At 48.3% G+C, this 25,871-nt stretch carries 20 protein-coding genes and 1 pseudogene; 8 read left to right on the forward strand and 13 right to left on the reverse strand.

The window, feature by feature from the left end:
* Positions 1–353: 353 nt before the first annotated feature.
* Complete coding sequence (gene uidA, locus O3276_RS13015) at positions 354–2,183, forward strand: beta-glucuronidase (RefSeq protein ID WP_269671734.1); 1,830 nt, start codon at positions 354–356, stop codon at positions 2,181–2,183.
* A 380-nt stretch (positions 2,184–2,563) separates the two neighbouring features.
* Here uidA and O3276_RS13020 read toward each other — a convergent pair whose 3' ends face one another.
* Together O3276_RS13020 and O3276_RS13025 are read right to left on the reverse strand one after the other, a co-directional pair.
* Complete coding sequence (locus O3276_RS13020; protein WP_269671735.1) at positions 2,564–2,977, reverse strand: hypothetical protein; 414 nt, start codon at positions 2,975–2,977, stop codon at positions 2,564–2,566.
* A gap of 21 nt (positions 2,978–2,998) precedes the next feature.
* Positions 2,999–3,460, reverse strand: a complete 462-nt coding sequence (locus O3276_RS13025) for a hypothetical protein (protein WP_269671736.1) — start codon at positions 3,458–3,460, stop codon at positions 2,999–3,001.
* 367 nt (positions 3,461–3,827) lie between these two features.
* On the opposite strand from O3276_RS13025, the gene O3276_RS13030 reads away from it, so the two are divergent.
* Both O3276_RS13030 and O3276_RS13035 read left to right on the forward strand, forming a co-directional pair.
* A complete protein-coding gene (locus O3276_RS13030) occupies positions 3,828–4,262 on the forward strand; it encodes an acyl-CoA thioesterase (RefSeq protein WP_269671737.1) in 435 nt (144 codons plus the stop codon).
* Between the two features lie 144 nt (positions 4,263–4,406).
* Positions 4,407–5,636 carry an NADH:flavin oxidoreductase/NADH oxidase family protein gene (locus O3276_RS13035; protein WP_269671738.1) on the forward strand — a complete coding sequence of 410 codons (1,230 nt, stop codon included), beginning with the start codon at positions 4,407–4,409 and terminating at the stop codon, positions 5,634–5,636.
* A gap of 48 nt (positions 5,637–5,684) precedes the next feature.
* On the opposite strand, the gene O3276_RS13040 is transcribed toward O3276_RS13035, so the two are convergent.
* From O3276_RS13040 to ptcA, 7 genes and pseudogenes are all read right to left on the reverse strand, one after another.
* Positions 5,685–6,644: a LysR family transcriptional regulator gene (locus O3276_RS13040; protein ID WP_269671739.1), complete on the reverse strand. Its 960-nt coding sequence runs from the start codon at positions 6,642–6,644 to the stop codon at positions 5,685–5,687.
* A gap of 207 nt (positions 6,645–6,851) precedes the next feature.
* The gene (locus O3276_RS13045; protein ID WP_269671740.1) at positions 6,852–8,456 is read right to left on the reverse strand and encodes a GMC oxidoreductase; all 1,605 of its coding nucleotides are present in this window, start codon (positions 8,454–8,456) and stop codon (positions 6,852–6,854) included.
* A gap of 24 nt (positions 8,457–8,480) precedes the next feature.
* Positions 8,481–9,938, reverse strand: coding sequence for a coniferyl aldehyde dehydrogenase (locus O3276_RS13050; RefSeq protein WP_269671741.1), 1,458 nt, complete (start codon positions 9,936–9,938; stop codon positions 8,481–8,483).
* Between the two features lie 364 nt (positions 9,939–10,302).
* Complete coding sequence (locus O3276_RS25775) at positions 10,303–10,941, reverse strand: AMP-binding enzyme (protein WP_442876601.1); 639 nt, start codon at positions 10,939–10,941, stop codon at positions 10,303–10,305.
* 30 nt (positions 10,942–10,971) lie between these two features.
* Positions 10,972–12,241, reverse strand: a pseudogene (locus O3276_RS13060) (AMP-binding protein); the annotation flags it as partial.
* Positions 12,242–12,426: 185 nt separating this feature from the next.
* On the reverse strand, positions 12,427–13,335 hold the full coding sequence (arcC, locus tag O3276_RS13065; RefSeq protein WP_269671744.1) for a carbamate kinase: 909 nt from the start codon (positions 13,333–13,335) through the stop codon (positions 12,427–12,429).
* Between the two features lie 77 nt (positions 13,336–13,412).
* Complete coding sequence (ptcA, locus tag O3276_RS13070; protein WP_269671745.1) at positions 13,413–14,459, reverse strand: putrescine carbamoyltransferase; 1,047 nt, start codon at positions 14,457–14,459, stop codon at positions 13,413–13,415.
* A 486-nt stretch (positions 14,460–14,945) separates the two neighbouring features.
* Here ptcA and O3276_RS13075 point away from each other — a divergent pair, with 486 nt between their 5' ends.
* The 5 genes from O3276_RS13075 to O3276_RS13095 all read left to right on the forward strand — a co-directional run bounded on the left by O3276_RS13075 (position 14,946) and on the right by O3276_RS13095 (position 21,008).
* Positions 14,946–16,337, forward strand: coding sequence for an APC family permease (locus O3276_RS13075; RefSeq protein WP_269671746.1), 1,392 nt, complete (start codon positions 14,946–14,948; stop codon positions 16,335–16,337).
* Between the two features lie 58 nt (positions 16,338–16,395).
* Complete coding sequence (gene aguA, locus O3276_RS13080; RefSeq protein ID WP_269671747.1) at positions 16,396–17,487, forward strand: agmatine deiminase; 1,092 nt, start codon at positions 16,396–16,398, stop codon at positions 17,485–17,487.
* An 83-nt stretch (positions 17,488–17,570) separates the two neighbouring features.
* Positions 17,571–18,959, forward strand: coding sequence for an APC family permease (locus tag O3276_RS13085; protein ID WP_269671748.1), 1,389 nt, complete (start codon positions 17,571–17,573; stop codon positions 18,957–18,959).
* A complete protein-coding gene (locus O3276_RS13090) occupies positions 18,940–19,614 on the forward strand; it encodes a TetR/AcrR family transcriptional regulator (RefSeq protein WP_269671749.1) in 675 nt (224 codons plus the stop codon). Before O3276_RS13085 ends, O3276_RS13090 begins: the two co-directional genes overlap by 20 nt.
* 224 nt (positions 19,615–19,838) lie before the next feature.
* The gene (locus O3276_RS13095; RefSeq protein WP_269671750.1) at positions 19,839–21,008 is read left to right on the forward strand and encodes a pentapeptide repeat-containing protein; all 1,170 of its coding nucleotides are present in this window, start codon (positions 19,839–19,841) and stop codon (positions 21,006–21,008) included.
* Positions 21,009–21,059: 51 nt separating this feature from the next.
* Here the strand turns inward: O3276_RS13095 and O3276_RS13100 are convergent, their stop codons facing one another.
* The 4 genes from O3276_RS13100 to phoU all read right to left on the reverse strand — a co-directional run bounded on the left by O3276_RS13100 (position 21,060) and on the right by phoU (position 25,870).
* Positions 21,060–22,724, reverse strand: a complete 1,665-nt coding sequence (locus tag O3276_RS13100; protein WP_269671751.1) for an HlyD family type I secretion periplasmic adaptor subunit — start codon at positions 22,722–22,724, stop codon at positions 21,060–21,062.
* A gap of 6 nt (positions 22,725–22,730) precedes the next feature.
* Entirely contained in the window at positions 22,731–24,368 is a 1,638-nt protein-coding gene (locus O3276_RS13105) for a type I secretion system permease/ATPase (protein ID WP_269671752.1), read from the reverse strand.
* A gap of 7 nt (positions 24,369–24,375) precedes the next feature.
* Positions 24,376–24,900: a cysteine peptidase family C39 domain-containing protein gene (locus O3276_RS13110; protein WP_269671753.1), complete on the reverse strand. Its 525-nt coding sequence runs from the start codon at positions 24,898–24,900 to the stop codon at positions 24,376–24,378.
* A gap of 235 nt (positions 24,901–25,135) precedes the next feature.
* Positions 25,136–25,870 carry a phosphate signaling complex protein PhoU gene (gene phoU, locus O3276_RS13115; protein ID WP_163370418.1) on the reverse strand — a complete coding sequence of 245 codons (735 nt, stop codon included), beginning with the start codon at positions 25,868–25,870 and terminating at the stop codon, positions 25,136–25,138.
* Position 25,871: the final 1 nt, after the last annotated feature.

A 25,871-nucleotide genomic window follows, 5' to 3' on the forward strand; every position in this document is an offset into this window, starting at 1 on the left:
TTGGATCAACCAATTTTGCGGTAAACCGGAAAGGATTTGACCTGTGGCATGTTTGCTGATTCATGCCAAAAAAACCGAGTGCGTTGCAGTAAAGTTTTGATAATTATGGCGTGGGTATTGACCGTTTTTACCGATCTATTCTAGCATAACAGGCAATTGGACTTACAAGAACAAGAAAAATGACTCAGCATATCCTAGAAAATAGTTTCGGTATTGACTTTTGGTTTGACATATTGGTCTAAAACTCTTCACAAAAAGAACTGCTATTCACGACTCTCCCACTCTCAGACCGATCAGAGCCTGGAGTATCAAAGGTTTTAACCAATGTTACTGGCTGTTAAACGGAGCATAAAATGACTGCTTTTTTATACCCACACGAAACCAGAACCCGTCGCATCATCGACATCAGCGGCATTTGGAAATTCCGCGCCGACACGAAAACGGAAGGTCGCACCAATGGCTGGAAAGATGGCCTGACTGATACCACGTTGATGGCCGTTCCATCCAGCTACAATGACATCACTACCGACAAGGCACTGCGTGATCACTGTGGTGATGTTTGGTACGAAACTGAATTTTACATTGCCGAAGAATGGCAGGATCGTGATGTATTCGTCCGCTTTGGCAGTGCTACCCACCGTGCCATTGTTTATGTTAATGGTGTGGAAGTCGCGAGCCACGATGGCGGCTATATGCCTTTCGCCGGTCAACTGAACGACGTTGTTCGTTTTGGTGAAAAGAACAAAATGGTGGTCGTGGTCAATAATGAACTGAGCTATGCCACCATTCCTGCTGGCAGGGTTGCTACCCATATGGACGGTACCAAAGAGGTCAAGCCGTTCTTTGACTTCTTTAACTATGCCGGTATTCACCGTGCCGTTAAGCTGATGGCGTTGCCCAGGAATCGAGTTGACGATATCACGGTCACCACGGACTTCGACCAGAGCCTGGGTAAAGTGGATTACCGGGTCAGCGCGATGGGCAGCGGCGACGTTTCGGTTGAACTCCTGGACGAAGACGGCAAGGTTGTTGCCAATGGTGAAGGTGCTGAGGGCTCACTGGAGATCGACAACGTTAAACTGTGGCAGCCGGGTAATGCCTACCTGTATACGCTGCAAGTCAGCATTAACGACAATGGCCAATTGGTTGACCAGTATCCACAAGCCGTCGGTGTGCGTACCGTTAAAGTTCAGGGTACTCAGTTCCTGATCAATAACGAGCCCTTCTATTTCAAAGGCTTTGGTAAGCACGAAGATTCCGATATCCGTGGCCGTGGTTACGATGCTGCGTTGAACCTGCGTGATATGGAACTACTTGACTGGATCGGTGCCAACTCCATCCGCACCTCTCACTATCCGTACTCTGAAGAGTTTATGCAGCTGGCTGAGCGCAAAGGTCTGGTGGTCATCAATGAGACGGCTGCGGTTGGCCAGTTTGATGCCTTGATGAACTTTGTGTCTGCCGGTGCTGGTGGTGCTTCCCAGTCCAAGTTCTTTGACCGCCCAATAGTACAAAAAGAAGGCATGGTTGCCCATAAAGAAGCCATCCGTGAACTGTTCCAGCGTGATAAAAACTATGCGTGCGTGGTCATGTGGGCCCTGTCTAACCAGCCGGATACCTCCCAGGAAGCCTCTGAGCCTTACTTTAAAGAGATTTTTGAGTATTCTCGTGAGCTTGACCCGCAGAACCGTCCGCTGACCCTGATTAACTTTATGATGGCACCATACGGTAGATGTCGTGCAAGCAAGTTTGCCGATGTGATCTGTCTGAACCGTTATTACGGCTGGTACATGATGAACGGCCTGGAGCAGCGCAATGCCGCCAAGGTGTTTAGTCAGGAGCTGTCAGGCTGGGCCAATGAAGGCAAGCCAATCGTCATCACCGAGTACGGCGCGGACACTGTCGCCGGTATCCACAAACTGCCCAGTGTGCAATTCTCTGAAGAGTACCAGTGTGAGTACCTTGATCAGCAGCATGAAGCCTTTGACGGGTGTTCTGCAGTGGTTGGTGAGCAGATGTGGAACTTCGCGGACTTCCAGACCTGGGAAGGTTTCCTCCGGGTTGATGGTAATAAGAAGGGGGCATTTACCCGTACCCGTCAACCCAAGATGTCGGCCCATCACCTGAAACGTCGCTGGGATACAATCAGTGACTTTGGTTACAAAGAATCAATGGATAAGTAGCGCCATAAAATTACCGACATTTTTATTCAAAGGGCGCGTTCCAACGATCCCGGGGATGTCGAAACAACCGTAAAAATGGTCTCGTTATAAGGTCGGTTCGTATGCTCTTATTGGGTATAAGAACCGACTCCCCTCCGTCATCCCCTGTTAAACTCTCATAATTCCGTAAAGAAACCGGTTCTTCCACATCCTGAAGGTCCTTCCCATGCAGACTATTTTCGCTCAGCCTCCGGGGGGCTGCCGGGTATTAGCGCATTTATAGTACTCCGGCAGCCATTCCCCGGGGACTGATCACTTTTCACATTTTTCTCACTGGAAGTTTTTCGGACTTTTGATCCAGAGGTAATATCTCGCTATCTGAAATCATTCAAGAGCTATGATCAAATGAACGCTTTCTGATTATGTTCAGTCCCGTGCCCGTTTTGCAGCCACTCACACAAGTGCTCTTCCCCGGGTTCGGGTAAGATCTCTCCACCTTCCATGATCCATTGGGCAGGCATCTCAAACATGTCTGTTTCCAGCTCTTTGTCTGTGAGTATCATCAATTGGCAGATGCGTCTGGACATTTCCTTTTGTAATGTTTCTCGCATCTCTGCGGTTCGACCTTTTCGTATACCACCATAAACATGCATGGCAACGCCGTCGTTTAACGTGGCATTTTCCCAAAACATCACGTTCACAAATGTTTCCGGAGCACCTGTGAGGCCGCAATGAACATTCATGATCAAGTTAGCTAATTCAACACGCCTGGAGTTCGGTAAGCTTTTTCGTGTGGTAACAGTGTACAGTGGCATAGCGCTATCCTTGATTTATTTTTATAACGTAACACTGGTGTTGTAATAGCCTTTCTTAAAACGCCCCATCATAAAGCGCATCAGCATTTTCAACATGGTCGATTTACGTTTGGACGGTTTGAATCGATTGACCAAACCCCGCTGAAACTTTTCCGATTCGGTAAAATCACTGGATGCCAAAATAATCTGATCCTGTGTGCAACCGGTTATCTCCTGCCATTTAGCGCACACTTCCGACATAAAAGGGTGCCGCCTGGATGCTGGCAGGCCATCTTGCACAGGCAGTTGTACACTGGATGCGGAAGACAACTTGCCAGCCAGATAGGCCTGACCATGGGGCAAGGTTAACCACATAAACACCAGTTTATAGTCAGGGCCAAAGTGCTTTTGGTATATATCTTTTATGGAGGATTCCAGTTGCTGGATTTTGGTATACCCAAGAGAGCCCTCCTGGATAGTACACATCACGCGGATGGACTTCATATCTTCACCTTTCGTGCTTTTCTTATGAAACCATCTTAGAAAGTAAATACTTTGATAGACAGTGAATTGTTTTTTGACCCCCTGAGAATCTGGTGCATAGTCCAGCATCGTTGTGTATAGGAAATGATTGTCAGGATGGGTCATCCTGCAATGAAAATACAGTAATCTCTCTTGGGTGAAATGATCTGATTTATTGGTATTTTATCGAGCATCTCATTCTCACTATGCCTTTTTTTTGGAACACAGACAAAATAAGTTCATTATCCGGAATCCAGATCGTTAGGTATATTTCAGGACCATTACAATAGGTCAAATTACTCTAAATTATTCAGCCTGTTGGGGAAAATCCATCCAGAGAGTCCGTCCCATGCAACGAACGTTATTCAATCACTTCTATCAAGATACTGTCCGCTGGGGAGATTGTGATCCGCTGGGGCACTTGAATAATGCCGCTTATATGCGACTCATTGAATCCGCACGCCTGGACTACTTTTTTAACATACTGAAGATTGAACTGAAGCCTGATTCGGAGCAGGGATGGGTGATGAGAGGATTAAACTGCGAATTTAATAAGCAGCTTCACTACCCCACACAACTGGAAACAGGTACACGATTCAGTAAAGTCGGAAACAGTAGCGCTATTCTTGAGGCTGCTATTTATCGAAAGGGTGAAGAACAACCGGTCTTTACCGCAAGTGTGCCGAGTATCTGGTGCAACTATAAAAAAGGCATATCCGTCAGAATACCCGACACCATCAGAAAAGCCATAAAGGATTACGAAGTCAACGTCGAAGGTCTTTAATCAAGTCCATCAATGTTGGCTGTTTTTAATTGACTATCCAATGCTTTTTATTTGGTACACAGGCAAAATAAGTTCATTACCGCAGGATGAAGCCTTACGAAATAATAAGCAGGATTATTAATCCATGAGGTCAGAAGAACGTATATGACAACCACATCGCCTTTATCAGAAGAACTTAAGTTACGTTCTGGTTCAGTACTCAAAAACCGTATTTGCAAATCAGCCATGAATGAAGCCATCGCCACAGGCAAAGGCGGTGTTGTCAGACAATTTGAAGTGTTATACAGAACCTGGGCAGAAGGTGGCTCCGGACTGCTGATCACCGGTAATATAATGGTTGATAAACGCCATGCCAATGAACCGCTGGCCGTGGCTGTTGAAAACTATGATGATTTTCAACTGTTGGAATTATGGGTTGCAGGCGCTAAATCCAAAGGTGGTCAAATTTGGGCCCAGCTCAACCATCCGGGCAAGCAATCGCCTAAATTTCTCAATGACCAACCTCTGGCACCCTCTGCCATTCCTTTAGCGAGCGATATGTTTATCCCACCCCGGGAACTCACCGAGAGTGAGATTAACGACATTATTCGTCGATTCACTACGACAGCTTTAATCTTAAAAGAAGCAGGGTTTGATGGCGTTCAACTTCATGGTGCCCACGGTTATCTGATCAGCCAATTCCTGTCACCAAACCATAATAAGCGTAATGATCAATGGGGCGGTTCCCTCGAAAATCGTATGAGATTTGTCAAAGAAATTTACGCATCCATCCGGGAGAAGGCGGGTGAGGGCTTTGGTATCGGCATTAAATTAAACTCTTCAGACTTCCAGAAAGGCGGTTTCAGCCAGGAAGAGTCCATCGAGGTATGTCAGCATCTGGATAAAATGGGCATCGACCTGATTGAGGTTTCTGGTGGCAGCTGGGAAAACCCGGTCAACCGACGGGGGGAGCAAAAAGAAAGTACAAAGAAGCGTGAGGCGTATTTTCTGGAATTTTCTGAACAGCTTAAGAAAAATGTATCGGCACCCATTATGGTCACCGGTGGATTCAGAAGCCAGCAAGCGATGGAAGAGGCGATTAATTCCGGCTCAGTGGATGTGGTTGGTCTGGCGCGACCCTTTGTCGTTGATCCCAATCTGGCCAACCATCTACTGACTGGCACGAATTACCGTTCCAGTGTAGAACCCATTTCCACTGGTATTAAAAAGATCGATGATATGGCTATCATGGAAATCAGCTGGTACACCGATCAAATTCGCCGGATGAGTGAAGGTTTGCCCCCTAAGACCAGGGTTCGCGGTGCGTTTTCAGCGTTTAAAGTGCTGTACAACTTTTGGAAACGGGGCCAGCAGGTAAAGCGTGTTCGAGCATAATCGACGACTGTCTTTAGCCTGTCACTCAGGCCGGGAAGCCCTCTTTAATCATACCCGGGGCTTCTCTTTTTGCTGATTACTGCGCCTCCATATACTGAGCAAACAGATCCACGACCTCTTTACAATAGGCATTAATAAGGTTTCCGGTTTTACCAGGCATTGACTCTGCCAATAGACATCATAGGGAAATTCCAGTTTCACCAGCTCTCCGGATTTAAATTCATTCAGGAATAAAGACTCCGGTCCGGCCGTCACATAATCGGAATTCATGACGATGTATTTTGCCATGGTGTAACTTTCGCAAATGATGTCCGGCTCTAATTCGGCATTTTCCAGATACACCATAACCTGTCCGCCAAGGCTGGCGGGTATATTGGGCGTAATGATTTTGTAGTTCGATATCGCCTGTAAATCTACCACCTGCCTGGCAACTGCGTCATGACCTTGTCGCACGGCCACCACCAGTTTTTCTGAGGTTTTCAGCGGGGCGACAATATCATCCGGAACATCAGAATCAACAAAGGGGCCAACCGCCAGATCAATCTTGCTTTTTTTCAGCTGATCCAGCAGTGCATCAGCCGACATCGTGACGACAGAAATTTTAAACTGATAATCTCTCTCAGCAAAATCAAGCAACACTTTGGCTAACAGCTGCTGTTCGATAATGGGGCCAACCCCCACTCTTACCGTACCGCCCACCATGTCCGACATAAGCTCCAGCTGACGTTCAATCACTTGCAACTGAGCTCTGAGACCATTGCCTTCTTTAATCAGGAATTTGGCGGCTTCTGTGGGCATCATGCCCACGCTATCCCGATTAAACAGTTCGACACCTACTTTCTTTTCAAGGCGGCTGATTTTTTTGCTCAGGGTTGGCTGTGAAACACTTAATATCTCGGCGGCTTTGTTGATACTGCCTACTTCAGTAACCACTTTGATCATGTGAATATCAGATATGTCGATCACGTCATTAGCGCCCTGAGCATGAGTATTGCTGGTTTCAGGCATATTATATGTGTTCCTGTGAAATATACAGTGGTCAGTTGTTTAACCCGGATATTCCAACACTGAACTTTTATCAACAGCTGATGTCCAACTGTTCAGAAAATGTGTTTACGAGTATAACTGTGCCAGTCTTGATGCAGAGGAGCGGCAAGCGGCATAGGGCCGCTTGCCAACCTTGATAGTCAATATATATGCCATACCGAATACACATTAAGTACTCTTATGGGGAATATGACTCATGGTCCATTCCGATACAGCAGTAATGCTTAGTGACGGATTCACCCCCGGGTTGGCAGAAATGGCAGAACCATCACAGACATACATATTCTCGTAGCCGAAGACCTGGCCTTTATTATTGATAACGCCGGTATACCGATTCTCGCCCATCACACAGCCCCCGAGAATATGTGCCGTGGTTGGTGTTCCTAACAGCGCTTCCGGTGATGAAGATGAGGCTTTACCTTCTGTAATTTTTTCTACTTTGCTGGTGAGTGCCTGGGACTCTTCGATGGTACAAGAGGGTGCTGCCCCTATTCCTGTGGTACTGCTGATGATGCCGCCGGTTCCCCGCTGAAAGGATAACGTGCTATTCAACTGTTGCATAAATAGCAAATAGATGGTCTTTTTTCCCCAATCAGGAGTCAGCAGTACTCGCAGGTTTTTGATGGGCTCAACGGCCATGGTTTTTGCCAGTGAAAGGCATCTGTTCAGGAAATTCTTGCCCGTTACTCTTGGAACACTCATCAGCTTCATAAAGCCTGCATGGTTATTTTGACTGATGGGCTCCAAATGGCTGTTGTCATCCGTATGCAGGATAGAACCAATGGTGACACCCCGGGCGAAATCGACGTCTTTTTTAAACGAAGTCACCGCCGTAACGGTCTCATTGTTGGTGCGAATATGGTCACCCAACACCTCGGATAAATTGGTCAGGGACTTTTTATGCTTAAGATTCAGTAACAGCTTAACCGTGCCCAGCACGCCACCGGAGAAAACCACACCATTGGCCGTGACACGTTGCTTTTTTCTGCTGGATAACATACGTGAAGATGTAAAGGTAATCTCATAGCCTGACTTGCCATTGGTTTTATTCAAAGGGCGTACGTCCACCACTTCCTGTTCGGAGATGATATCCGCCCCTGATTTTTGCGCCAGGTACAAATAGTTTTTGTCTAATGTGTTTTTGGCATTGTGTCTGCAACCGGTCATGCAGGATGCGCACTCAATACAGGGCTTGCGATCAGGCCCTGCACCGTCGAAGTAAGGGTCTGGAACAAATTCACTTTTATCCTGCCGGTCTGAAAAAAAGACACCGACCCTGGCATTGTGGAAATCTTTCTCTTTACCAATATCTTTGGCAAGATCCTGAATGACCTGATCAGCGTCGGTCAGATTGGGATTGGGAGCGGCCCCAAGCATACGCAGGGCTTCATCGTAATGGGGTTTAAGTACCTGTTGCCAGTCTTCTAACTTCGCCCAGGTGCCAGTGCTAAAGAATTTATCCTTTGGGGTAGGAAGCGTAGCACCATAAACTAATGAACCGCCGCCTACACCAACACCAGAATACACCGTCACATGCTTGAGAATGGTTAACTTCATGATGCCACGGAAGCCAATAGTAGGAACCCAAAGCCATTTGGTAAGATTCCAGGAGCCTTTCGCGTAGTCATGGTCCTTAAACCATTTTCCTTTTTCTATAACCAGAACCTTGTAGCCCTTTTGACTAAGGCGTAAGGCACTGACTGAACCGCCAAAGCCGCTACCAACAATGACGTAGTCATAGTGCATGTCGTTTATTGTTATTGTCGACATCATACTTCTCAACTTTTGAATGATTGATTATCGCTTTAACACCTTAAACTTAAACCAAAGCGATTTGACCAGCATGTTGTACATGGCGTTGTTCCAGGGCGGAGCCACCATTTTGGTCACATTAATCCGGCCTTTGCGCACAATGGTTTTCGCTTTACTGAAGTTCACGAAGCCCTCTTTACCGTGGTAATGGCCCATGCCGGAGGGGCCGATCCCACCAAATGGTGCATCGTCTACCGCTACATGGCTCAGCGTATCGTTGACGCACACACCGCCAGAATGGGTTTGACTTAATATGGTTTCGGCACGCTTTTTATCGTAATCGAAATAGTAGAGTGCAAGCGGCCGATCACGGTCATGAACATACTTAAGCGCTTCTTCAATACGGTGATAAGTTTTCACTGGAATCAGCGGACCAAAAATCTCTTCCTGTTCAATAAGCATGGTGTCGTTGGTATTCAGCACCAGGGTCATAGGCATTTTACGAGTGCCTTCAAAACTTTCATTGGCAGGATTGATTTCAACAATGGTCGCGCCTTTTTCTTTCGCATCGTCCAGATAGCTCTTTAGCCGGAGCAGCTGACGATCGTTGATAATGGCCGTGTAGTCTTTATTATCACGCAGGGTCGGGTAGGCCTGGCTCATGGATTTGATAAAGGCATTGACGAAAGCATCCAGTTTGTTTTCCGGGCAGAAGATATAGTCCGGTGACACGCAAATCTGGCCAGCATTCATACCTTTACCAAAGGCTAATCGATCAGCAGCCTCTTCTATAGGGAATGACTCATGAATAATGGCCGGTGACTTGCCCCCCAGTTCCAGGGTCACCGGTGTCAAGTGTTCCGAGGCGGCTTTCATAACGATCTTGCCCACGGATGTAGCACCGGTAAATACCAGATGGTCAAAGGGTAATTGAGTGAACTCCGTGCTTACCTCCAGTTCACCGGTGACTACAGTGACATCGTCTTCTGAGAAATACCGGCCAATCAACGCCTGCACTAAATTCGCTGTTCCGGGTGCAAATTCCGACATTTTGATCATGGCGCGGTTGCCTGCCGCCAATGCCGATACCAGGGGCGATAAACCTAAAAACACCGGGAAATTCCAGGGCACAACAATGCCGATAACCCCCATAGGCTGGTACATCACATGGACGCTGGCAGGTGCCAGATTAAGAGGCGTTTTTCGACGCTCGGTTTTCATCCATTTTTTGATGCGGGACTTACTGTACTCAATGGCATCCAGTAATGGAAATATTTCTGCCAGCATGGTTTCGGACTCTGCACGATTGCTAAAGTCCTCGTTGATGGCTGCCACGATTTCATCGGTATGGTTAATAATTAATGTTTTTAACGCATTTAACTTTTCTATTCGTGTCCTGGCACTGGGCATGGGCTGGTTTAAAAAGGCAGCCTTTTGCCGGGTTAACAAATGACTCAAGTGCTGATATTCATGAATTTGCCCGGGGATTTGCATAGAACTCATCGTCGCTACCTGCCATTTTGTTATCGAGCCAGTCGAAAACCAGGGTATTTTTTTATGGCTTCAAGCATATAAAAATCCACAGTTAACGGATAATTAATACTTTAAGGAGGGGTTGCTAACAAAAGGCATAGCATGAAGAGGAGACTTTCTTTTGTGTTCTTTGTGTTTTTGTTGGTTAAACACAGAACAGTAACCACCTGAATAGATGGCTGGTACATGGTTGCATGTGTAATTGATGGCTTCCTTCTATCAATGACTCCCTGGCTCCGTTCGTCCTGAGCGCCCTTCGGCTCGGCTCAGGGTGAACGGAGATTGTACACATCAAACTCATTGAAATGGTGTGCAAGAGTCTAATGCAACACCATTACGAAAGGGCAGACTTAAACGTATAGACACCCAGTGTCTTTTCAAACTCTGCCCGGGACGTTGCATCACATTCCCCAAGATTCACATTGGCCAGGATGCCATATTTGGGATCTTGTTTGACATCCACTGTGACAGGCACAGTTGGTAGCTCTTTCATGGCCAGGGCAATGACGCATTTTTCAATTTCCTGCATTTCAAGTTTAGGCTTAAATACCTTGCCAATGGCGGTTAGCGGCAGCTCTTTGACCTTGTGAACGGCCTTTGGAATAGCGGCTTTTTCCTGGATTTCTCTATTGGCAAAGTCTAATAGCTCTTTATCTGAAACCTGACTGTTATCTGCGATTTGCACATAGCAAACCGGTACTTCACCTGCATGGGCATCAGGTCGACCAACAGCTGCTGCCAGGGTGACGTCGGGGTGCTTGCACATGGTTTCTTCAATCAGTTTTGGTTCAATATTATGGCCACCCCGAACAATCAGCTCTTTTTTACGACCGGTCAGCCAGAAGTAACCGTCGGAATCCTGTCGTGCCAGGTCCCCGGAATTGAGCCATGTGTCACCATTGTCGTCAGTGACCCACAGGCCCTCATTCTGATGGTCCAATTGATAACCTAACGATAAATTAGGCCCTCTCATGATCAGTGCGCCAATTTCATCGGTATCACAAATACGTACTATTTTATTGTCTTTCAGTTCAGCACAAACCATTTGTTGATAGGGGATGCGTACGCCAATAGAGCCGATCTTTTTCTTGCCGTGCAATAAATTCAAACTGGATGCGCATGTGGCTTCTGTTAATCCATAACCTTCCAGAATTTCAACGCCGGTAGCCTCCTGAAATGAACGGGCCACTTCTACGGGTAACGGTGCAGCGCCACAGATGGCTGCGTCTAATGACGATAAGTCTTTACCCTTCGTTGGGTAGTTCATCAGGGTCGAGTATACCGTGGGTACACCACTGAATGCCGATACTTTAAAGTGCGCAATGATATCCCAGAAATTCGGAAAAACATCTTCGCCACGGTAGCCCTGTGGCGTGCAGATAACGACAGATGCACCAATCATCAGCGGCACCAGTCCGGTGACCAGGGCACCATTGACATGGAACAGGGGCAACCCCCCCCAGAATGGATTTCTCCGATGTCATGGTACTTTGACTCATCATTTGCAATGAGCGGGCATTAAACAGTTCATTAGCGTGTGTGCGACGTGCAATCTTTGGCAAACCGGTTGTTCCGCCGGTACAAAACAGGGATGAAATGGTGTCTTTGGTGAACTGTCGATCAAACATTAATTGATCGGCATGCTGTTTTTTGATGCTTTGCGTAAAGTTGTAATAGGTTTTACCGGCCGGCATGGTAATGGATTTACGCATCCTTCGTTGAATCATTCTGGCGATCGGCCCCGTCAATCCCTGTACATAGTGTGCGATATCTACACCGATCACATGTTCGACACTGGTCAACTGCGGAATAATGGGTTCCAGCTTGGGCCATAAATCAATATTTTTCATTGGATTCATGGTAACCACAGCTTTCGTATTGACAGAATTGATCAGATCTTTAATTTGTTCTGACTCTAATAATGGGTTGATGGCCAATACCTGACAGCAAGCCTCCCCACCCCAGATGACGTAATGGGTTTCCGGCAGATTGGGCATGATAAATGCCACAACATCATCCGGGCCCAAGCCAATGGAATGGAAAAAGTTGGCAGTCTGATTGATATGAGCAATCAGTGATCCATAGGTGATGGTATGGGCTGAAGCGTATTCACTGCCCTTTAAAAAAAAGGATAAGGCGGTTTTGCCGGGGCGCAAATGGGCGCTGGTCATAATAGCTTCGTAAGTGCTTTCAAACTGACTCAGGCTTTCATAGGGATAATCTTTTTCCAGCTGCTCTAAATCTTGTAACGATGTTATTTTTATTGGTTCCATTATCTACCGCCTCAGATTGTTACTGCGATTTTTCATGCATAGTGCTGATTTGCGTTAAAGAAATATGCTAATGGAATGGGCGGATTAGCTTAACTGAAAAGGTTTCGGTGCCATTGGCAAGAAATCGAATAGGTGCCGAAAAAGAACCTGATGATTAACTACTTAACCATCAGGCGTTGTTCAGATTAACGGTGGATACGGGTGCCGGTAGTCCGGTTCATCACATCCAGTGCATGGTATAAATCACCGATATTACCAACACCTCCGGTCTTCTCGGCAAAGGCACAGCAGGCATCCACTTTGGGTCCCATGGACCCGGCAGCGAAGGCATAGCCTCTCATTTCGGTGACAGTAACATCGGTCAATGGTCGTTCACTTGGCTTGCCCCAGTCGACACACACGTGAGCGCCATCGGTCAGAATAAGTAGCTCGGCAGCCCCGATTTCCTGAGCCAGCATGGACGCTGTGGCATCCTTGTCGATAACGGCCTCAAAACCTTCAATGTCCGGGCCATTTTTTACCACTGGGGCACCACCGCCGCCGCCACAGATAACAATATGGTTGCGATCCAGAAGGCACTTGATGGCATCCGTTTCCATGACTTTGACCGGAGCCGGTGAAGGAACGACACGACGCCAGTAAGCACCATCGGGTTTGATGGTCCAGCCATGCTCTGCCGCCAGCTTTTCAGCGGTTTCCCTGTCATACACAGGACCGATAAACTTCGATGGATCGGCAATAGACGGATCATTGGCATCCACCAAAACCTGGGTCACCAGCGTGGTTACTTCCGCTTGGGGCAGCTCTTTACGGATGCCCTGCTCCAGCAAATAGCCGATCATACCCTGGGTTTCAGCGCCCAGAACATCCATCGGGTATGGCGGGCAGTCACGATAAGAGAGGTTCTGCAAAGCCAGCAGGCCAACCTGTGGGCCATTACCATGCACAATAACCAGACGATAATTTTCGCTCAGTTTGGCCAGTGACTGAGCAGTGGCGGCAACACTTTTCCGCTGATTTTCACAGCTCATTAACTCGCCACGCTGCAGCAGTGCATTACCACCGATAGCGACAACCAGAATAGGCTTATCCATAAAAGCCCTCGTTATGATTTATTGAGGTTGAATGAGAAAAAAATGGCAGCCCGGAGCCGGGCCACCAAAACGGTTGATTAGAATCGGCTGAGGAAGGTTTCGATACGATCCTGATGGAAAGCCAGTGTTTCTTCAGTTGGCACTTCAATATGCTTATGAGTCAGGTAAACCAGCAGGGCCATTTGAGCGGTCAGGCGGTTTTCCGCTTCGTCAAAGATCACGGAACGTGGTCCATCCATGACTTCCCTGGTGCACTCGCGCTGGTCATTGGCAGGCAGGCAGTGCATGAACATGGCATTTTCACCGGCCTTGGCCATCATCTCTTCAGTCACTACATAGTTGGGAATGAAGGTAGCCAGACGCTCTTCTTTTTCAGCTTCCTGACCGAACCAGTAGAAGCTGTCAGCAACAATAATGTCACAGCCTTCTACTTCGTTGGTGTCGTCCGTCACGGTGAGGCGACCACCGTAGATTTCGCAGTTTTCTTTGGCGATATCCTGCCACAGCTGAGGAGCCTGATACTTTTTAGGGCCAATGTGTTTGAAGTGCATGCCAAATTTGGTGCAGCAGAACATCAGGTCGGAACAGACGTTAGTGGCATCACCAACGAAGGCAACGGTCAGATCGTCCATTTTCTTGCCTTCAGGCAGGTGTTCCATCATGGTGAACAGGTCGGCCATCATCTGGGTTGGGTGCAGCCAGTCACAGAGACCATTGATAACCGGAACAGTGGCGTGTTCAGCCAGGCCGGCAACCGTTTTATGGTCATCCACGCGGGCCAGGATGACGTCACACATACGGGAAAGTACACGACCAGTGTCTGCCAGACTTTCTTTCGCTCCCAGGTGGATATCTTTTGGTGACAGGAACAATCCATGTCCACCAAGGATGGTGGCCGCAGTTTCAAAGGAAACACGGGTACGGGTGGATGGCTGCTCAAAAATCATGGCAACCGACTTGCCTTTGAACAATTGAGGAACGGCATTGGCCTTACGTGCTTCTTTAAGCAGGCCCATCAACTCCAGAATGCCTTCCAGGTCTTTACGGGTGTAATCCTGAGTTTTCAGGAAGTGCTTCAGTTCTGGCTTGTGCAGGTTGGTAGCACTGGAAGATGGCAGTTTCATGGTAATACTCCTGGTCTTTATGCAATGCACGCCCGGTTTGCCCGGAGCGGTGCATCCGTCTTTTCTTGGAACTGATGGTGTCTCCATCAGCAGGTCTTGGAAACTGAAGCTTAGGAGCACTTTTGTCGTCTGTGCTCCCGTCGTTGAGCACACTATAAAATCCCGATATTTATCAGCATTGATTCAGATCAATATTGATAAATATTGATTTTATTTTTAATTCTGATGAGATTTTTTGCATAAATAGCAGACACCCGGCAGGACTAAAACGACCGAAACCTCACCTGGAAATAATTTCCACAGCAAATAAGAACAATTAAATGATTTAGATCAATATCGAAAATAAACCGATATTTATCATGTTTACATATCTGAAAATAAATCGATGTTTGACTGATCCCGCATTCAGAAAGCTGGCTGATCCCGGTAACTGACTGCCGGATTGAATAATAAGCGGCCAACAGCTGCCTTAGAGGGGAAACAATAATGTCCAATGAAGCAACGGGGAAAATGGGGTTGCCCAGCCTGACCCTGTTCAGTGTCTGCGCTGTACTGGTGGTTGACGGGCTGACGGCCAGTGCGTCAATCGGTCCATCATCGATCGTCTGGTGGCTTATTACGCTGGTTCTTTTTGTGATTCCCTACGGCCTTATCTCATCAGAGCTTGGCACCACCTATCCCGGAGATGGCGGAATATACGACTGGGTAAAAAAAGCCTTTGGCTTCAAGTGGGCGGTAAGAACCACCTGGTTCTACTGGATTAACGTTGGGCTCTGGATGCCTGCGGTATACATCATGTTTGCCGGTATGTTTGCCGAGATGTTCTTTCCGGACCTTGGGCTCTGGTGGCAAATCCTGATCTGTATTGGTCTGACCTGGCTGACTATCTGGATCTGTAATATCTCTGTGGATGCCGGTGTCTGGGTAACCAACCTTGGGGCACTGTTCAAGGTTACTGTTATTGTGGTTCTGGGTGTCGGCGGCTTCTGGTATGCCAGCCAGAACGGTGTTGCCAATGAATTTACCCTGAGCTCAATGATGCCCTCTATTGATTCAGGCCTTGGTTTCCTGCCGGTCATTATCTTCAACCTGATGGGCTTTGAGCTGATTGCCTGCATGGGCTCGGAAATCAAAAACCCACGCCGGGATATTCCCAAATCCATTCTGATTTCAGCCGCCATTGTTACCGGACTTTATGTCTTCGGAACCCTTGGCATTTTGCTGGCATTGCCAGTAGAAGAGATTGGTCTGGTTGCTGGTATTGTCTCCACTTTGAGAACTCTGTTTGGAGACGGTGCTTTTGGCCAATTCATGGTATACGGCATTGGTTCTCTGGCGCTGTTGACGTTCATTGCCAATATGACCACCTGGACGATGGGTGCCAGCCGTGCCGCCATGGAAGCTGCGCAAGCGGGCGAACTGCCTGGATTTGTCGCTAAAGAGCATCCGGTACACAAAACCCCGGTGGGTGCAAACATGATTACCGGCATGGTATCTACCGTGGTTATCCTGCTCTATGGCCTGACTTCCGGTGAAAGTGACGAGCTGTTCTGGTCAATCTTTGCCTTCTCGTCCTGCATCTTCCTGCTGCCTTATCTGTTTATGTTCCCGGCGTTCTTCAAACTGCGTGTCAGCGACCCTGACAGAGAACGCCCTTACAAAGTGCCCGGAAGCACAGCGGTTCAGGCCGTACTCAGCACCATCTGCTTCCTGTTTATTGTTCAGGCTGTTGTTCTCTTTGTCTTCCCGGACATCGGCAATGGCAATGTTGACTGGAGTTACTCCCTGCCTGTCGCCCTGGGTATCGCCATCACGATTGGTATTGGTGAATGGATACTGGGCACAGCAGCCAGACGCATGCAAGTGGCCACCGCCTGAGCAATCCAATGTTTAATGACTCAATTGTTGTAACAATAAAGCCGTAAGGAAAAGACAAATGAGCAAGTCCCGGGAAAGTACTCCAAAACACGATGGTTTTCGCATGCCTGGTGAGCACGAGCCCCATGCAGAAATGTGGATGGCATGGCCAGAGCGGACAGATAACTGGCGTTACGGTGGTAAGCCAGCACAGCAGGTGTTCGCCAATGTTGCCAAAGCCATTGCCGAAGTGACACCTGTGACCATGGCAGTGTCTGCCGCACAGTACGACAACGCTCGTAGAATGCTGCCAGAGCATATTCGGGTGGTGGAAATGGCTACCAACGATTCATGGATGCGTGATATTGGCCCAAGTTATGTGGTGAATGATCAAGGTGAACGTCGTGGTGTGGACTGGGAATTCAACGCCTGGGGTGGCCTGGTTGACGGGCTGTATTTCCCATGGGATCGGGATGACCAGGTGGCCCGGAAAATCTGTGAGATCAACCGTGATGACCATTACCGTGCACCATTAATTCTTGAAGGTGGCTCCATTCATGTCGACGGTGAAGGCACCCTGTTTACCACCGAAGAGTGTCTGCTCCATGAAAGCCGTAATCCTCATCTGAGCAAGGCTGAGATTGAAGAGATTCTGGGTGACTACCTGAACATCGAGAAAGTGATCTGGATTCCACGGGGTCTTTATAACGACGAAACCAACGGACATGTGGATAACCTGATTCATGTGGTTCGTCCGGGTGAAGTGATTCTTTCCTGGTGCAGCGATGAGAACGATCCCCAGTATGAGATCTCTCAGGAAGCTTTCCGGGTACTGTCTGAAGCAACAGACGCCCGTGGTCGTCAGCTGAAGATTCATAAGATGCATATTCCCGGCCCACTCTACATTCAGGAAGATGAGGCGGGTGGTATCGATATCTGTGAAGGCATGGAGCGCAGCGCCGGTGAGCGTCTGGCCGGTTCCTACGCTAACTTCCTGATTACCAATAGGCGGATCATTCTGCCACTGCTGGATCCCGCATACGACGAAGAGGCAAAAGCATTACTGCAAGATATCTACCCAGGCTATGAAGTGGTGGGTGTCGATGCCAGAGAGATACTGCTTGGCGGCGGTAACATTCACTGTATTACCCAGCAGGTGCCTGCGGTGTAAGCCAGTCATCGGGCCAGACGGATCTGGCCCACTGTGTTCCATAAAAAAATGATTCAATAAAAACATAACCAGCATGGTGATCCATGAATATTCACCGACGCCTGACTCGCAAAGATATTACCCTGTTCACTCTCAGCGCCGTTCTGACGATTGACGGTCTGGCAGCAGCAGCGTCGGTCGGGGTTCAATCCCTGACCTGGTGGTTGATTGCCTTCCTCTTTTTTGCCATTCCCTACGCATTAATCAGCATTGAGCTGGGCACCCGCTGGCCATCCCGTGGCGGCATTGTTCACTGGGTGAAACTGGCTTTTGGCGCGGGCTGGTCTGCTCGCACCAGCTGGTTGTACTGGGTGAATGTTGCACTGTGGATGCCGGCCACATTTATCATGATGGCCGGTGTTTTCGCGCAGATGTTCTGGCCAACAATGTCGCTCACTTACCAGATACTGTTTGCGCTGGTTGCCACCTGGCTGACGGTGTTGATCTGTTGTCTGTCCCTGGACACCGGGAAGTGGATTCCCAATGCCGGAGCCTGTTGTAAGATAGTGGTGGTTTTTCTGCTTGGCATTGGTGGCGTGATGACGGCTTATCACTCCGGGTTAGCCAATCCGATTAACCTGCAAACCCTGACGCCAAGCCTTGATGATGGCTTACGGTTTTTCCCGGTCATTATCTTTTCTCTGGTTGGCTTCGACCTTATTAGCTGTATCGGGGATGAAATAAAAGATCCCGAAAAAGATTTACCGTTTGCTCAACTGATGGCCGTTGGGCTCATTACCATTTTTTACCTGTTTGCTGTTTTCGGCATATTAGCCGCACTGCCGGTTGAACAGATCGGTTTGATCAATGGCCTGTTGGCCACACTGGAACGGATAGTGGCACCATTGCCCGGCAGTGACATCCTCCTCCTTATGCTTGGACTACTGATTATGTTCAGCCTGGTTGCCAACATGGTGACCTGGAGTATTGGAGCGAACTACGCAGCGGCTGAAGCGGCTCACTCCGGAGAGCTGCCTGCGCTGTTTGGTCTTGAGCACCCAACCTCTGGTACGCCGGTCGGAGCCAGTGTTCTGAGTGGTATTCTGGCATCGCTGGCCATTTTGCTTTATGGCGTCATGGCCGATTCCGCTGACGCCCTCTACTGGTCGCTGTTCTCATTTGCCAATCTGATTTTTTTACTCCCTTACCTATTGTTGTTCCCGGCTTATCTGGTGTTGAAAGAGCGAGACCTCTCCCCGAACCATGGGCTGCAATTGATCCGTGATAGCTGGGCGATCAGGGCGGCGGCTTTTTCACCATGGATACTAACAGTCATGGCTGTGTTCTTTTTTATTTTCCCGCTGGGTACCTATGATCTGTTGCATACCTCATCTACAATGCTCGGCCTTTTGCTAGTGATAGGCGTCGGTGAATGGATGCGCAGTAAACGTCAGATACGTGAGGAGAAGTTAAGTGGATGTCTTGCCAGTTGAGAAGGTGGCCAGTGATAAGGCTGGCACACCAAAGGGCAGGCGCTTGCAGGCCAGAAGTCTGGAGCGACGCCGGAAAATACTGAGTGTTGCCCGGGAGATGATTACCACAGCATCAACCCCCAGTCTTTCGCTGTACGATATTGCCCATAAAGCAGGCATTCCACCCTCTTCCCTATATCATTTTTTTCCAAAGATTGAAGTGTTGCTGCAGGCTCTGGCTGAGGAAGTATTTGACGCCTTTGATGAGTGTGTTTCAAAGCCTCTGCCTGACCAGGAAATTAACCACTGGAGTGATATTGGCTTTATTCTGGAAACACGTATGCAGCAGTATTATCAGCAAAATGAGATGGCTCGGGCATTGATACTCGGGCAGCATCTGCATGTTGATATTCTGGCCGCAGATCATCGGCACGATGATGATCTGGGCAGGCAGATCGAGAGTATCTATCAACGTTATTTTGAATTACCGATGCTGCCCGGGGACTACAATATTTTTGCCATTGCCCTGCAAATAGCCGACAAAGTGTACGCCATGTCTCATCAGGAATTTGGCAATATCACCCCGACAATGGCTATGGAAGGCTGGAGAGCTGCACGGGCATATCTTGCTTTGTATTTACCGGAAAAGCTTCAGCGAAAACTTCACAGGTATTAGCCCGGATATTTCATAAACTGCCCCGAATCTCGCGCAGGACTTTGTCGCTCTAAGGGATTTTGTGAGGGAGCGCCGTACCGGGGAGTACGGTCGACTGAACAAAACTCCCTTAGAGCGGCAAAGGACAAGCGAGATCGGGAGCACGTTTATGAAATATCCGGGCTAAACCTTTAACCTATCCGGGCGACTCAGAATGAAACGAGTTTGTCCGGAGATTTCCACCTGTGCCACAGAAACAACGCCCATCATCGAAGTCTGCAGAACAGAAGTCTTCACCAAAAAAGAAAGTTTCAACAACGTCGGGTAACCACAATATTCTGGATACCGATGGGCTCAAAACCTCTGGCTTAAGAGCCAATAACAGTATTCTGGTCAGCAAAGAGGTTGGCCAGTATCAGGTCCAACAGGCATCAGGGCAGGCTTCTCAATTTGAGCAGGAAAAAGAGAAGGCTGCGCGGCAACGGGCATTGCTGGAAAGTCTCCACCCCGGATGGACCGCTCCGGATCAATCCGACTTCACAGGGCTATCTCTGAACCATCGGGATCTGGAGCGCATGCGTTTTAAAAACAGCCTGATGCAGCGCTGTAAATTCCGGTCCGGCAAACTGCGCGGCGTTTATTGGAAAAACTGTGACCTGCGTGGTGCCGATTTTCGCCATACCGATCTGCGGGACTGCATTCTGGATGGCTGTAATTTGAACGGGGCCGACCTTCGTCACGCCAACCTGGCCAATGCCAGGGTTATTGATTCCGACCTCTCAGCAGCGAATTTTGATCATGCCATGCTGGATAAAGCGGTGATTGAAAACTGTGATATGACCGCACAAACCTTCCACAACAGCTCTTGCCGGGAAATACGTTTATACAACAGTCATATCATCCACGGATTCTTTGATAATACCGATTTCTCACAGGCAGAGATTCAGGATATGGAGTTTCGTCACTGTACCCTGACCAAAACCGCATTCAACAATGCGGCGATCCAAAACGCATCATTCAAAGGGTGTGAAAGTTTTGATGAAGGCCCCTCTTTTTCCGGGGCAACAATGAATGAAGTAACCATGGCTGACTGTGAACTGCAGTCTGTCAGTCTGGCCAATACCGAAATATCTCAGTGTGTCTGGGAACGTGTCAGCTTAACCAGCGCCCAATTGGATAATGCCGTATTCAACAAAGTCAGCTTCAATGAAGGCGTGTTCACCGACTGCTTCAGTGTGGAAAAAGCACCATCCTTTACCCACTGCCATCTGAATCATTTATTGATCGAGCATACCGACCTGACCGATGCACACTTCAGCCAGAGTTGTTTTATCGGAACCATTATCAAAGACTCAGATATTGATCAGTGGCAACTGCACAATACCCGAATCGCACCGGATACAATGATTGAGTAAGGCTGGCCGCTTCAGTGGCTATGATCACACCGGAAACCAGCCTCATCCTGTTTATCTTTCTGTCAACGCATTCTGCTTGGCCCTGAGAATAGGCTTAAGCAGATAGGCCATCAGCGTCTTATCTCCGGTGATAATGTCCACATTGGTTCTCATACCGGGAATAATCATAAGCGGTTTATCTTCTGAGCCGACGAAGTTATTTTTGGTCCTGATTCGGACAATATAAAAGCTCTCGCCTTGCTCATCCTTGATGGTATCAGCACTGATGTGCTCAACCTCACCTTCAAGCCCACCATAAATCGCAAAGTCATAGGCCGTCAGCTTAACCACAGCTTTCATCCCCAGGCGCAGAAAACCAATGTCTTTGGGCTGAATTTGCGCCTCAATCATCAGGTTATCTTCCAGGGGCACAATCTCCAGCAGACTCATGCCGGGCTGAACGACCCCACCCAGCGTAGTGACATGGATTTTCTTAACAATGCCATCCATGGGTGATTTGATCAGAGTCCGGTCTACCTGGTCTTCAAGGGCATGGTTAGACTCACCTAACTGATCCAGATGAACTTCCGTTTCCTTGAGTTCCTGAACAATATCAGCACGGTATTCCTGAAAAACCTCTTCTTTACGGGACAGCGCCTCCTGATAGGCCGCCTGTAACTTTGGAATACTCAGCTCAGTTCTCCGCATTTGTGACTCAAGGTCATTCACCCGCTGCCTTAACTGAATCAGCTCAACCCTGGAGACAACACCCTGCTCTGCCAGAGGCACGGTCAATTCAAGTTCATCCTGTCCCAGTTCAAAGCTGGTGGTCAAAAATATCAGCTGATCCTCTGTGGTGGCTAACTCATGCTCAGCCTGGACAGCCTGCTCCCGGGCAACATTGAGCTCTGCAATGAAGCGGTCGGCACGCTGATAAAAAATTTCCCGCTCTCGCTCCATATAAGCCGGATAGTCGTCCAACTCAGCCGGGAAGTTCAATGTTTCACCCGACAACTCGGCTCTCAGTCTGGCCGCTTTGGCAAGCTCGCTGTAATACTCAATGGCACTTTCCCGAAAGGTGGAAGAGAAACGGGTGTCATCCAGCTGCATCAACGGTTGCCCGGAGTGCACCTGTTGCCCTTCTGCAACAAAAATCTGCTCCAGAATCCCACCTTCCAGATTTTGCACCACCTGCAACCGCGAGGATGGAATGACGATCCCCAGGCCCCTGGTAATTTCATCCAACCGGGCAACACTGGCCCAGACGATGGCGGAGAACAGCGCCAACAGCATAGTGTATATCAGTAAACGGCCACCTTTTGGCGTTCTTATCAGCATGGCGACATTGGTATCAGAGATATATTCCATATCATCTGGTAGCACTGTGTCTTCTATCTTTTCTAAAGAGTTCTCCGGAGAATCCTCCCCTTTACCATCCTCAGGAGCACTCTGCTCCTGGTCATCAGCAACATTAGATGCCTGGCCTGACACTTCCTGTTCTGACTCAGCCGACTCTAAAGCGTTCTCTGAAGAAGCCTCTGAAGAGTTCTCCAGAGAATCCTCCCTTTTGCCATCCTCAGAAGCACTCTGCTCCTGGCCATCAGCAACACTAAATGCCAGGCTTGGCATCAACTGTTCTGACTCAGCCGACTTGGTAGTGTGGCCTTCTGACGGTTCAGTCTGATTCACAGGAGCCTCTGTCGCACCCTTTACGTCCTTATCATCGCTGCTACTCATTCCAGCCTATCCTATTTTGAGTTTGCCCTGCCTTAACGCCGCATGTACCTGATCCTTGGGTCCATCCGCAACAATACGTCCACTGTCCATTACAATCAGTCGATCCACCAGATCCAGCATTGAGGCCTTATGGGTAACCAATATCAACGTCTTGCCGCTGCACCGGGTCTTGAGCTGCTCCTTCATTCGCAGCTCTGTGGTGTTATCCATGGAGCTGGATGGCTCATCCATCACCAGAATCGGTGGATTCATCAGCAGGGCACGGGCCAGGGCAATACTTTGTCGCTGCCCTCCGGACAGGTTTTGTCCGCGCTCACCCACAATCATATCCAACCCGTTAGGGTGCTTATTGGCAAACTCCGTTACTCCGGCAATCTCAGCAGCCTCAAGCAACTGGCTGTCGTCAACATGGTTTGCCCCCAGGGTGATATTGTCTTTAATGGAGCCGTAAAACAGTGTGATATCCTGGCTAACGCAGCCAATACTGGAGCGCAGGTCAGTGGGATTGATCTGTCGTAAATCAACACCGTCAACCCGAACTGCGCCTTCTCCCGGTTCATAAAGTCCCAGTATCAGCTTTTCGATGGTTGTCTTGCCGGAACCAATTCGCCCGATAATCCCAACCTTTTCACCGGCTTTAATGCTCAGGCTGACATCTCTTAAGGCCTGAATTTCCTGCTCGGGATAGGAAAAGTTAACCCCATCAAAGTCAATACTGCCTTTCAGGTCCGGACGATTAACGTAATCCCTGTCTTCATGACGTTCGGTGGGCATGTCCATGATCTGATTCAGGCCATCCAGAGCCGATTTGGCCTGGTTATAGCGGGTTGCCAGCCCGGCAATCTGAGCCATGGGTGCCAGACAGCGGCCAGACAGCATGACCGAGGCAATCAGCCCCCCCATGCTCAACTCGCCTTCAGCGATCAGATAAACCCCAAGAATAACCATGCCTATATTGGCCATTTGTTGAACATAGGCACTGAAACTGGTGGCAGAAGCACTGAGCAGTTTGGTTTTAATGCTCCAGGTGGCAATATGGCTGACGGCTTTTTCCCAACGGTACTGAATATCACTCTCGGCCTGGGCAATTTTCAGGGCTTCCATGCCTGAGAGGCTTTCAATCAGTGTGGCATTTTTCTGCTGGCTGGAACGGAGTGTTTTTTCAACGGAGTTTTTGAGAGGCTCCTGAATAAAGAAACTGTAGAGGCCAATGATGAGCATGGCGACCAGAGGTACCACTGCCGTCGGCCCACCGAGCATAAATATCACGAAAAGAATGATACAGGTGAACGGCAGGTCAACCAGCGCCGTGACCGTTGAAGAGGTAATAAATTCCCGAATACTTTCGAAGTCCTGAAGGTTTTTCGCAAAGGAACCCACTGAAGCGGGCCTGGCCTTCATGCTCAACCCCAGGACCTGCTCCATGATGGCAGAAGAGAGCAGAATATCGGACTTTTTACCGGCCAGATCAATAAAATAGCTGCGCACCATTTTCAGAATAAAATCAAAACTGAAAACAATAAACGCACCAACGGCCAGAACCCAGAGTGTATCAAACGCCTGGTTGGGAACCACCCGGTCATACACATTCATCACAAACAGCGGGCTGGCAACCACAAAGACGTTGATCAACAGTGATGCCAATAAAACATCACGGTAGATTCTCCATGAACCGAGAATCAGTGCCCCAGAACCAATGTCTGGATTTAACCGTTAATTTCTGTGGGGTCCGACGATCATAACGATGCTTTTCACGGACATAGATAACATAGCCACTGTAAAATTCATTTAATTCTTCAATACTGATTGTTGTCGTGCCCTCACCGGTTTCCGGCATAATAATCCGGGCAGTGCCTTCTGCGTGGTCAATATCAGATAAAATGCAGGCTTTGCGTTTATTCAATAACAATACGGCAGGAACAACCAGTGAAGATATTTCGGCAATCTCCCGTTTATGAACTTTACAGGCCAGACCTGCTCTTTCAGACGATCGAATAAATACTTCAGCAGTAAATTTGCCTTTCTCAAGGGGCATTCCAGCTTTTAAAGATTCCCGTGAATACGGATTACCATAATGGCGGGTTAACAAGGCAAGGCATTCAAGAAGGTCATCGCTGCTGACGGGGTGTTCATCAGGGATATCCCAGCCGTCATGAAGGGTACTGGAGTAATTCATAGCTACCTGCTGATTGTTTCATCCGTGTTTTTTTACAAAAGATTGATTCAGAAACAAACAGCATGATTGCCTGAAAGGTATTAATAACTAAAGACTAGCGCAAAATACCAAACAGCTAATTGAAAAATAAAAAATTGAAAACCACATTTTTAAATGTGTGTTCATATCAGAAATAAAAAAACGGGGAATTTAATTCCCCTAAACCATTTCGATTAAATTAAAAGACAGTACTTTTTCAATCATCCAGCTGCTTATCAAACACCTCTTCCTGCATCCGTTTAAGACCAATGTGTCTGACATCCTTACCCTTGACCAGGTAAATAACGTACTCGGCAATATTTCTGGCATGATCACCAATCCGCTCCAGGGAGCGTAATACCCACATAATATTCAACACCCGGGTAATGGAGCGGGGATCTTCCATCATATAAGTCACCAGTTCACGGGTGGCACTTTTATACTCCCGATCCACCGCTTTATCCTCTTTGGCCACCGCAAGGGCCTGCTCTGCATCAAACCGGGCAAAGGCATTCAGGGCATCCTGAGTCATCTGGCGGACATGGCTGCCAATATGACGGGTTTCAATATAGCCTTTGGGTGCTTCCCCCTGTTCTGACAATTTTATGGCAAATCGGGCAATTTTGGCCGCTTCATCACCAATGCGCTCCAGGTCCGTGGCCACTTTGGTGCATGCCAGAACCAGACGTAAGTCGCTGGCCGCAGGCTGGCGGCGGGCCAGAATTCTGGAACACTCCTGATCAATGGACGTTTCCATAAAGTTGATGTCGGTGTCTTTTTCACAAACAACGATGGCCAGGTCACTGTCGGCATTGATCAGTGACTCAATGGCATCACTGACCTGTTTCTCAACCATGCCGCCCATGGACAACAGGTTATTGCGCAGCTCTTCCAGTTCATGGTTGAACTGCTGGGAAATATGGTGGGTCAGCAAATCGCTTTGGTTAGGCATG

The organism is Endozoicomonas sp. GU-1, from assembly GCF_027366395.1.
Taxonomy (GTDB): domain Bacteria; phylum Pseudomonadota; class Gammaproteobacteria; order Pseudomonadales; family Endozoicomonadaceae; genus Endozoicomonas.

Bases quoted from the DNA above. Each gene is read 5' to 3' on its own strand.
- uidA (WP_269671734.1), top strand. From the start codon at position 354: ATGACTGCTTTTTTATACCCACACGAAACCAGAACCCGTCGCATCATC.
- O3276_RS13020 (WP_269671735.1), bottom strand. From the start codon at position 2,977: ATGCCACTGTACACTGTTACCACACGAAAAAGCTTACCGAACTCCAGG.
- O3276_RS13025 (WP_269671736.1), bottom strand. From the start codon at position 3,460: ATGAAGTCCATCCGCGTGATGTGTACTATCCAGGAGGGCTCTCTTGGG.
- O3276_RS13030 (WP_269671737.1), top strand. From the start codon at position 3,828: ATGCAACGAACGTTATTCAATCACTTCTATCAAGATACTGTCCGCTGG.
- O3276_RS13035 (WP_269671738.1), top strand. From the start codon at position 4,407: ATGACAACCACATCGCCTTTATCAGAAGAACTTAAGTTACGTTCTGGT.
- O3276_RS13040 (WP_269671739.1), bottom strand. From the start codon at position 6,644: ATGCCTGAAACCAGCAATACTCATGCTCAGGGCGCTAATGACGTGATC.
- O3276_RS13045 (WP_269671740.1), bottom strand. From the start codon at position 8,456: ATGATGTCGACAATAACAATAAACGACATGCACTATGACTACGTCATT.
- O3276_RS13050 (WP_269671741.1), bottom strand. From the start codon at position 9,938: ATGAGTTCTATGCAAATCCCCGGGCAAATTCATGAATATCAGCACTTG.
- O3276_RS25775 (WP_442876601.1), bottom strand. From the start codon at position 10,941: ATGAGAGGGCCTAATTTATCGTTAGGTTATCAATTGGACCATCAGAAT.
- arcC (WP_269671744.1), bottom strand. From the start codon at position 13,335: ATGGATAAGCCTATTCTGGTTGTCGCTATCGGTGGTAATGCACTGCTG.
- ptcA (WP_269671745.1), bottom strand. From the start codon at position 14,459: ATGAAACTGCCATCTTCCAGTGCTACCAACCTGCACAAGCCAGAACTG.
- O3276_RS13075 (WP_269671746.1), top strand. From the start codon at position 14,946: ATGTCCAATGAAGCAACGGGGAAAATGGGGTTGCCCAGCCTGACCCTG.
- aguA (WP_269671747.1), top strand. From the start codon at position 16,396: ATGAGCAAGTCCCGGGAAAGTACTCCAAAACACGATGGTTTTCGCATG.
- O3276_RS13085 (WP_269671748.1), top strand. From the start codon at position 17,571: ATGAATATTCACCGACGCCTGACTCGCAAAGATATTACCCTGTTCACT.
- O3276_RS13100 (WP_269671751.1), bottom strand. From the start codon at position 22,724: ATGAGTAGCAGCGATGATAAGGACGTAAAGGGTGCGACAGAGGCTCCT.
- O3276_RS13110 (WP_269671753.1), bottom strand. From the start codon at position 24,900: ATGAATTACTCCAGTACCCTTCATGACGGCTGGGATATCCCTGATGAA.
- phoU (WP_163370418.1), bottom strand. From the start codon at position 25,870: ATGCCTAACCAAAGCGATTTGCTGACCCACCATATTTCCCAGCAGTTC.